This window comes from Stieleria sp. (assembly GCF_041595215.1).
Lineage (GTDB): Bacteria > Planctomycetota > Planctomycetia > Pirellulales > Pirellulaceae > Stieleria > Stieleria magnilauensis.
On record NZ_JBFHKV010000225.1, the window covers coordinates 1 to 9,383 of the forward strand.

The window sequence follows — 9,383 nt, forward strand, 5'->3', positions numbered from 1 at the left end:
CATCAACGGCGTCCAACCGTTGTCGGCAGCCAGCGTGGGATCGGCGCCCAGTTCCAGCAGCGTCTGCATCAGTGCGACGTCGGCCGTCCCGGCGGCGGCAAAGAACGCGGTCGCGCCCTTCTTGCCGAACTTGCCGCGACCGCCATTGCGTTCTTTGGGTGCATTGACATCGGCGCCGTGCTCGACGAGTGCACGCACAAACTGAAGACTGGTCATCGATCCCGAACCGATCGGCGGCGGGTCGCCGTCGGCGTTGTCGCCCAGCGGTGGCTTGCGAACCCAGGACATCGTGAACAGCGGCGAAAACCCGGTCCGTTGGTCGTTGGGATCGGCCCCGGCCTTGAGTAGTTCGACGGCAAGTTCGAAATGCCCGTTTTCAATGGCCAGTATTAAGGGTGATGTCCGGTTGGCGACGTTTTTCCCCGAGCTGTTGGCCGGCTTCATCGCCAAATTGACGTCCACGCCGGCATCCAAGAACCGTTTCACCACCGGCCAGTGTCCTTGACGCACGGCAAACATCATCGGCGTGTAACCCGACTTCAGCGGCGTTTCAAAATCCGCTCCGGCGTCGAGCAACAGATCGACCACCTCGGCGTGTCCCTCGTGCGCGGCCCACATCAACGCCGTCTGGTCATTGCGTTCGGTCGCATTCACGTCCGCGCCGTGTTTCAGCAAAGCGCGGACGGGATCAACGCGACCGGTTCTGGCCGCCGTCATCAATGCCGTTTCACCACCGTGGAGCGTCGCGTTGGCATCGGCACCATGTTCCAGCAACAGCTTGACAATCTGGCCGTTGCCGTTGCTGCAGGCCAGCGACAACGGCGTCACTCCGTAACGGTTTTTGCAATCCACCGACGCGCCCGCGTTGACGATCGTGTGGCACGTTTCCACGTCGTCCAAGTACACCGCCCAGTGCAACGCCGTCATCCCGTCGACTTGTGTCGCATCGATGTCGATCGCATCGTCACCGGCGTCGGTCGAAACGCGGCTGAGTAACTCAGCGATCCGCTTGCGATCCTGTTTTTCAACGGCGTCGGCCAATTCCGGTTCGGTGGCCGATTTCGATTCGGCGGTCAGCTCCGGCTCCGCGGCCAGTGCGACCACACCGCTGGGTAGAACGCTTAAACAAACGCTGCAAATCGCGATTGCGAAGACGCCCGCGTGTTTCTCGACAAATCGATTCATGACTCGTTCCATTGCGATCACACCGAGAGCGGTTCAAACAATTCGTCGACCGGTCCTTCGCTGTCGGCAAACTTGTCCAGTTTGACGCCGACCTTGTCGAGTAGCGTCAGGTGCAGGTTGGCCAGTGGCGTTGGGCGATCGTATTGGATGTGCCGTCCGCCCTGCATACCGCCGGCAGCGCCACCGGCGACGATGATCGGCAAATCGGTATGGTCGTGAACGTTCGGGTTGCCCATTCCGCTGCCGTACAGCAACAGCGAATGATCCAGCAGTGTGCCGTTTCCGTCCGGCGTCGCTCGCAGCTTTTCCAAAAAGCCCGCGAACAGCGACACGTGGAACTGATTGATCTTTGCCATCTTCGCGATCTTTTCTTCGTCGTTGCCGTGGTGCGACAGCGGGTGATGCGATTCCGGCACTCCCAATTCGGGATAACTACGGTTGCTGGTTTCACGAGCCAGTTGGAACGTGATCACACGGGTGATATCCGCCTGCATTGCCAAGACTTGCAGGTCGAACATCAATCGGGCGTGATCGGCATACGACGCTGGAACGCCCATCGGCCGATCCAAATCCGGCAGCTCGTTGTCTTTGGCGTCCGCTTCGGCCTTCTGGATCCGTCGTTCGACTTCGCGCACCGAATCCAGGTACTGGCCGATGCGGACTCGATCCGACGCGCCGACTTCGCGATTCAGACGGGCGATGTCTTCGGACATCCAATCCAACAAACTCGCCTTTTCGTTCAGTTCCGCGCGCCGCTGTGCGGCCGTCCCACCCGCACCGAACATGCTCTCGAACACGATCCGCGGATGCGCTTCGGAAGGCAACGGGGTCGTCGGTGAAGACCAAGACAAATTGTTCTGGTACACGCAGGCATAGCCGTTGTCGCATTGCCCCACGGTTTGCATCAGGTCCATCGACAATTCCATCGAGGGCAATTGCGTGGACTGGCCGATCTGTTTGGCCGCCAACTGATCGGCGGTGGTTCCCAAATAGTAATCCGTCCCTTCGGTATGCTTCGCCTTGGCCGCACTCAAGAACGCCGAGTTGGATGTCGCGTGCGAACCCGGGTAGGCGTTGGCCAATTCCAGATTACTGATCACCGTGACCTGGTCTCGGACCGGCTCGAGTGAGCTGAGGATCGGCGGCAACTCACCGAGTGTGGATTCGCCGGGCGGTTTCCAGCGTGACAGGTCGCAGCCCATCGGCATGAAGACGTAACCGAGACGTCGAACGGGTGCCGCCGGGGTCGCATCGAGCGCCGTGGCGGCCGGTACCATTGCGTCGAGCAACGGCAGGGCGATGGCACCGCCGACGCCGCGTAACACCGTGCGACGCGAGATTGCTTTCTTTCGAATAAAGTTCACCGGTAGGTCCTCATTTGAAATGCCGGGCTGTTGATGATTTCCCAGATCAACGTGGAAAAACGGTACTGGTCTTGTCCGGCGCGACGCACGATCTCTCGAATCGCCGGGCCATCGGATTCGCCGATCCCTCGCCCCAAGGCGTAGGTGAGCAGCTTTTCGGTCATCGCGGTGGCGAATAATTCGGGCCGCTGCATGATCGCCGCCTCCAACCCCGTCACGCCCTGAAAACTGTCGCCGCTGGGAAGGGCGCCTTCTGAATCGACGGGCACGCCAAATTCGGTGTCCCGCCAACGTCCGACCGCGTCATAGTTTTCCAGCGAAAACCCGATCGGATCGATGATCACGTGACAACTGGCACAGGCCGGATTGGAACGGTGTTTGGCAAGTCGCTCGCGGATCGGAAGCTCCGCACCGATCACTTCTTCTTCCAACGACGGAACATTCGGCGGCGGAGGCGGCGTCGGGGTGGCGAGCAGATTGACCAGCACCCAATTGCCTCGAATCACCGGCGAAGTGCGGGTGGCGTAGGAGGTCACCGTCAAGATGCTACCGTGCCGCAACAACCCGCCACGATGTTCACCGCCGGAAAGATCAACGCGACGAAAGCGGCTGCCGTAGACATGCGGGATGCCATAGTGCTTGGCCAACCGCTCGTTCAGATACGTGTAGTCGGATCGGAGCAAGTCCAAGACGCTGCGGTCTTCCTCGATGATGCTCTGGAAAAACAATTCCGTTTCTCGCCGCATCGCTTGCCGCAGGTTGTCATCAAAATCCGGGTACAACCGCGCGTCGGGTGTTTTGGATTCCAGGTTTCGCAGATGCAACCACTGGTTGGCGAAATTGGTCACCAGGGCTTCGGCGCGGGGATCGTTCAACATCCGTCGGACTTGATCACGCAGCACACTCGGGTCTCGCAAATTCCCGCGTTCGGCTGCGGTCAACAATTCGTCGTCGGGCAGACTGCTCCACAAAAAGAACGACAGCCGTGACGCCAACTCGTCGTCGCTGACAGTATAGGCGTCGCCCACATCCAGTCCTTCGGGATCGCGTTCGATGCGAAACAGAAACCGTGGGCTGACTAGAATCGAAGCGAGCACGCGTTCGATCCCCGCCTCAAACCCGGCTTCCGCAGCACCGTCCCGATAGAATTCCATCAGTCGTTCGACATCCGCGGCATCGACCGTTCGACGGTAGGCGAGTCTGGCCAGTCGCGAAATGATCTGCCTGGCACAGGCCTCGTTCTGTTCCGGCGAGGCAGGGTAACTGGTGAAGACTCGTCGGCGGCTGGGGGTGTCGGGCGGCGATTCAGCGGCGACTGATACATCGTCGTCGTCATAGGGTCCGGTGATCGAAACTTGATAGACCGCGGGCGTCAAACGCGGATGCCGGTGCGAGTTGAAATGTACGTTCAGCGGCTGCCGTTTCGTCTCAATCAACGACGACTTGTTCTTGATAAACGTCACGCCCACATCATGGGGCCCCGCTTCGACCGTCACGCGCGCTTTCAATCGGCTGTCGTCAAAGAAGTATCGATTTCGAGCCTTGGGCGGAACCAATTCAAACTCGGCCACGCGCTCGCGGTCCAACAGGAACTCCATCTGGTACTTTCCGTTGAGCCCTTCGACGTGTTCGTTGCGGTCACGGGCGAGGTTGACTTGCACTTCGTACACACCCGATCGTGGGAAGGTATGGTGCAGCAACATGCCGCCCCGAGTGCCCAGGGGCAGCCCGACCACGTGTTCCTCTTGCGTCACGTCGGCAGGCATTCGATACGTGTGGCCTTCCAACTGATCCGACGGTCGGGCGATCGCCAGTTGGCTGATCTTTCGAGCCGCATTGATGTAGCGGGAAACCAACGTAGGCGGCAGATCCCCGACGGTCACGTTGTCGAATCCATGACTCGATTCATCCGCCGGCAGCAGGGCTTCGGCGTCGATGTCCAGCGCCAACAGATCTCGGATCGCGTTTTGATATTCGAATCGGTTCAGCCGCCGAAAGGTATCGGTTCTGCCAGGCCGGGGATGCTTGGCGGCCACGTGTGCCAAGGCTTCGACCAACCGTTCGCTCGTGTCCTGATAAATCTGTTCGGAGGGACGGTATTCGTTGGGCGGAGGCATGCGGCGGGACGTGAGTTCTCGTAGCACGCGTTCCCAAAGCTGTGCGCTCGCTTCGATGCTCTGTTCGCCGACCACAGAAAGATCCAAGTCCGCCTCCGGTTCATCTTCGCTGTGGCAATCCAAGCAGTACTCAGTCAGAAACGTCTCCAGACCCGAGTAGTCCGATTCGGACAGCACTTTGGCGATTTCGTCCGAAGGCGAACCGGTCGGTTCCGCAGCATTTAAGTGGCACACCGACAGCGATGCGAACCACAGCGACACGGCGAAGACACAAGCGGGGAAACCACAAAACGAGAATCGGTTGAGCGGACATCGATTCATGTTTTCGTTTCGCATTCGTCGCGTTCTACGTGGTCTGCCGACGTGATCGGCGCGAGAAAGGGCCGGCCACACGATCAAAACACGGTCCGCCGGCGAATTTGGTGGGGTATTCAGTTTAACAGATGTCCGTCGGCGGAAGATCCATTCCGGGAGGTTTTCCACCCGAAGATGGCAGATTTGGGGGGAGGTTCAGGCGTCTGGACGGTGAGTAACGCCCGGGGAGTCCAGCGGGACGCGTGAGCGACCGGCGCGTGACGGCTTCGTAACAGCATCTCGCGCCACTGGCTCACGCCACGTGCTGGGGTGGTAAACTGCCGCCGAGTTTTTGCCCCCCGACGAAACGATGAGGTCCCCGAACGAATGTCTTCCCGTCATTTGAGTCTTCTTCGAGCAACGATGATTGCCGGCACACTCGCTCTCGTCTTACCGGGACTTCGTCCGGCAACCAAAGTCTGCGGCCAAGACCCGGCGCCGATCGATTTGGTGCTACGCAATGGCATCTTGCACCTCGGTGATGGCAGCTCCCCGACGACGGGTGACGTCGCGATATCCGGTGACAAAATCGTGGCCGTCGGCGAGATTGATCCTGGCCGTTCGCCGATCCGCGAAATCGACTGCACCGGTCTGATCATCTGCCCCGGTTTCATTGACCTGCACAATCACAGTGACGGCGAGATCCAGGAGAAGGAAACCGCGTCGGGGATGAACTATCTGACGCAAGGTTGCACGACCCTGGTCACCGGCAACTGCGGCAGTGGTCCGGTCGACGTCGGCCAGTACTACGATGAAATCGACGAGCGAGGTGCCGGTCCGAACATCATGCACTTGTTGCCCCAAGGCAGCCTGCGTCGCAAGGTCATCGGGAGCGAACAACGCAGCGCAACCGCCGACGAGCTGCAAGAAATGCGCCGGTTGGCCGAGCAGGCGATGACTGACGGCGCGTGGGGAATGTCGACCGGGCTGATCTATGTCCCCAGCTCGTACGCCGATACCGACGAACTGGTCGCGATTGCCGAAGTGGTCGCCGAGCACGACGGAATCTACGCCAGCCACATCCGCAACGAGGGCACGGGATTGCTCGATTCGGTGACCGAAGCCTTGGAGATCGGCAGCAGGGCGAAACTTCCTGTTCACATCTCGCACTTCAAGTCCTCCGGCAAAGACTCCTGGGGACTGGTCCGCAGGGCCGTCGAACAAATCAACAAACGACGCGACGAAGGCCAAGTCATCACCGCCGATCAGTACCCCTACACCGCATCGAGCACGTCACTCGGCGCGACCTGCATTCCCGCTTGGGCACGCGCCGGAGGACGGGAAGCGATGATCGCGAGGATTGACAAGGCCGACGAACAATCCAAACGGATCATCAACGCGATCAGCAAGAAACTTGAAATCACCGACAACGGGCATCGCATTCAAATCGCCTCTTACGCGTTACAGCCGGACTGGGCAGGACGCCGACTGGATGAAATCGCCGCCGAACGAGGTGTCGACACGCTGGACTTGGTTCTACAAATCGAGCGCAGCGGCGGCGCGTCGGTCGTCAACCACAGCATCAATGAGGGCGACGTGCGGTTCGTGATGCAGCAACCCTGGGTCGCGACGGCTTCGGATGGTTCGGCGAAGTTGCCGTCGGGGTCGGTCCCCCATCCTCGCAATTACGGCACCTTTCCACGACGAATCGGCTACTACGCCCACCGTGAAACCGTCATTCCGCTGGAACAGGCGATCTACAGTGCAACCGGATTGCCGGCGGAGATTTTGGACATCCAGGATCGAGGATTTCTTCGGGTCGGGTACGCCGCAGATATCGCCGTCATCGATCTGGAGGCCTTTATTGATCGGTCCACCTTCGTCAACCCGCATCAGTACAGCGATGGGTTGGTGCACTTGTGGGTCAATGGCATACCGGCGATCGCCGATGGCAGGGCGACAGGCAGCTTGGCCGGCCGCGCGATCCGCAAGGGCACGAACAATCGATAAATCTCAATCACCATCAACCATGAATTCCCCGACTTCCGCTTTCCGATCTGCCGTTCGTCCGTCATCTGGGCAATGCCCCTGGCGTATTTTCGGACCCGTCGTTCTCGCCGTCATGCCTTGTGTCGGTTTGGTCGCCCAGGACAAACGTTCGGATGATTTGGCCCGACGCATCACACCCCTGATCAGCGATTACCAGGGAGATGTGGCAGTCGGAATCAAGAATTTGTCCGGCGAAGGAGAATTCTGGTACCGTCACGATCAGCCGATGGCAACGGCCAGTTTGATCAAGCTGCCGTTGCTGGTCGCGACGTATCAGCAAATTGATTCGGCGACCGTGGATCCCGCCCAATTGATCGAGTTGACGCGCGAGGACCAAGTGCCCGGTTCGGGGATCTTGAGCCAACATTTCAGCCCGGGATTGAAGCTGCCGCTGATCGATGCGATCCGGTTGATGATCCGCTACAGCGACAACACGGCGACCAACTTGGTGATCGATCAGGTGGGGTTGCCGACGACCACTCAATCGATGAAATCGCTTGGACTGGTTCACACGCAACTTCATGCCAAGGTCTATCGCCGCGACACTTCCATCGCTCCAAAGCGTAGCCAACGATACGGGCTGGGAAGCACCTCGGCCGCCGACATGATCAAGTTGCTGGAGGGAATTCATACGCATCAAGTGGCCAGCAAGACGTCTTGCGAGGCCATGATCGGACATCTGTTGAGTTGTGATGACCAAGTCAAATTGGCGGCGGGGTTGCCATCGGGAACCAAGATCGCGCACAAAACCGGCGGCGTCTCCTCGGTCCGTACCGACGCGGGGATCATCTTTGGTCCCGGCGAACACCAAGCGTTTGCGATCTGTGTGTTGACCGAGAACAACAAGGATCGCGGTTGGTCGGCCGAAAGTGCGCCGCATCGCTTGATCGCCGACATCGGCCGCGCCGCCTACCAAGCCTTTTACGGAAACAACGCCTCCGCCGACTCGCCCAAATCCACGCGGCTCCAACTAGGTGCCCACGGTGACCTGGTCGAGTCGCTGCAACGCACCCTGAACGCACGGATGACCCCGTCGCCCGGACTGTCGGTCGATGGCGATTTTGGACCGATGACCGAAGCGGCCGTGATGCGTTTTCAGGAATCGAAACAACTGCCATCGACCGGCGTTGTCGACGAAGAAACCTTTGCGGCACTCGGGACATTGATCGATCAAGACGAAGCGGTCCCTGCCCCCGCGACGTTCAATTCTCAGTGGCCCGAAAAGGAACCCGCCGATCCGCTCCAAGGCGTTCCGTTTGTCACCGCCAAAGCGTGGGCGATCGTCGACGCGGATAGCGGCGCGCTGATCGCCGGTCAACATGAAAACGACCCGCGACCGATGGCCAGTACCACCAAGCTGATGACCGCCATGGTGATCAGTGAACTGGCCGAACATGATCCGGGCGTCTGGAGCCAAACGGTCACGTTCTCCAAACGCGCTGACGACACGGTCGGATCCAGTACGCGGCTCCATGTCGGCGAGTCGCTGACCGTCGAGCAATTGATGTATGGGCTGTTGTTGCCCTCGGGCAACGATGCCAGTGTTGCCTTTGCCGAACACTTCGGGGCTCAGCATGAACTGCTCGCCACAGCGTTTCCCGAGAGAACGTGGACGGCAACCGCGGCCTACGATCGCTTTATCGAAGCGATGAACCTGTTGGCGGAGCGTCATGAGTTGCAACACACGACGTTCGTCAATCCGCATGGCTTGACCGAACCGGGACACCAGGCAAGTGCGCGTGATCTGGCCAAACTGGCGGTTGCGGCGAGTTCACGTCAGAAAATCATGCGTGTCGTCGCGACGCCGCAATACGGCTGCACCGTCACCGGCCCCGGCGGCTATCAACGTCACGTTGCGTGGTACAACACCAACCGACTCCTAAAAATCAACGGCTACGAAGGCGTGAAGACAGGTACCACCGGTGCTGCGGGCGCGTGCTTGATTGCCAAGGGAACACGCGAGGGACAGTCGCGGATCGTCGTGGTACTCGGCTCCGCTTCATCGGATGCCCGCTACAGCGATACCCGCAACCTGTTTCGCTGGGGCTGGAATCGCTATCTTGCGGGCCAGGCGGACACGGACCGCCCGTAGCAGACATCAGCAAGTCGCTCGAAAACCGGCGCACCGCGCACCACAGGATCGCGGAATCGCGGAATCGCGTGTTGCGACCCGACCGCTGCTGTCGACCGATTCCCTAGAAACCTGAATCAATCCCTTGAACGATCACCCCTACGGCTGGTTCAGCTTACTGCCCCCGCTGGTCGCCATCGTGTTGGCGATGGTGACCAAGCGGGCCGCGTTGTCGCTGTTGATGGGCATTTTCTGCGGCGCGTTGATCACCAACGGCGGTGACCCGATCGGGGCGTTGGTCGA

5 protein-coding genes are annotated in these 9,383 nt (G+C 59.9%); 2 read left to right on the plus strand and 3 right to left on the minus strand.

What is annotated here, in order from left to right; all coding sequences use genetic code 11:
* The 3 genes from ABX749_RS11050 to ABX749_RS11060 form a co-directional block, all read right to left on the minus strand.
* Positions 1-1,185, minus strand: a 1,185-nt coding sequence (locus ABX749_RS11050; protein WP_372896032.1) for an ankyrin repeat domain-containing protein, incomplete at its 3' end; no start/stop codon positions are given.
* Positions 1,186-1,202: 17 nt separating this feature from the next.
* Positions 1,203-2,549 (minus strand): DUF1552 domain-containing protein, encoded by a 1,347-nt coding sequence (locus tag ABX749_RS11055; RefSeq protein ID WP_372896033.1) that lies wholly within the window; start codon positions 2,547-2,549, stop codon positions 1,203-1,205.
* A complete protein-coding gene (locus tag ABX749_RS11060) occupies positions 2,546-4,987 on the minus strand; it encodes a DUF1592 domain-containing protein (RefSeq protein WP_372896034.1) in 2,442 nt (813 codons plus the stop codon). The genes ABX749_RS11055 and ABX749_RS11060 overlap by 4 nt, the downstream gene beginning before the upstream one ends.
* A 396-nt stretch (positions 4,988-5,383) precedes the next feature.
* Between ABX749_RS11060 and ABX749_RS11065 the strand changes: the two genes are divergently transcribed.
* Together ABX749_RS11065 and ABX749_RS11070 are read left to right on the plus strand one after the other, a co-directional pair.
* The gene (locus ABX749_RS11065) at positions 5,384-6,970 is read left to right on the plus strand and encodes an amidohydrolase family protein (protein ID WP_372896035.1); all 1,587 of its coding nucleotides are present in this window, start codon (positions 5,384-5,386) and stop codon (positions 6,968-6,970) included.
* Between the two features lie 112 nt (positions 6,971-7,082).
* Positions 7,083-9,101 carry a serine hydrolase gene (locus ABX749_RS11070; RefSeq protein WP_372896036.1) on the plus strand — a complete coding sequence of 673 codons (2,019 nt, stop codon included), beginning with the start codon at positions 7,083-7,085 and terminating at the stop codon, positions 9,099-9,101.
* The last annotated feature ends 282 nt before the right edge of the window (positions 9,102-9,383 follow it).

Coding starts and splice junctions, on each gene's coding strand:
- ABX749_RS11070 (WP_372896036.1), top strand. CDS start 7,083: ATGCCTTGTGTCGGTTTGGTCGCCCAGGACAAACGTTCGGATGATTTG.
- ABX749_RS11060 (WP_372896034.1), bottom strand. CDS start 4,987: ATGAATCGATGTCCGCTCAACCGATTCTCGTTTTGTGGTTTCCCCGCT.
- ABX749_RS11065 (WP_372896035.1), top strand. CDS start 5,384: ATGATTGCCGGCACACTCGCTCTCGTCTTACCGGGACTTCGTCCGGCA.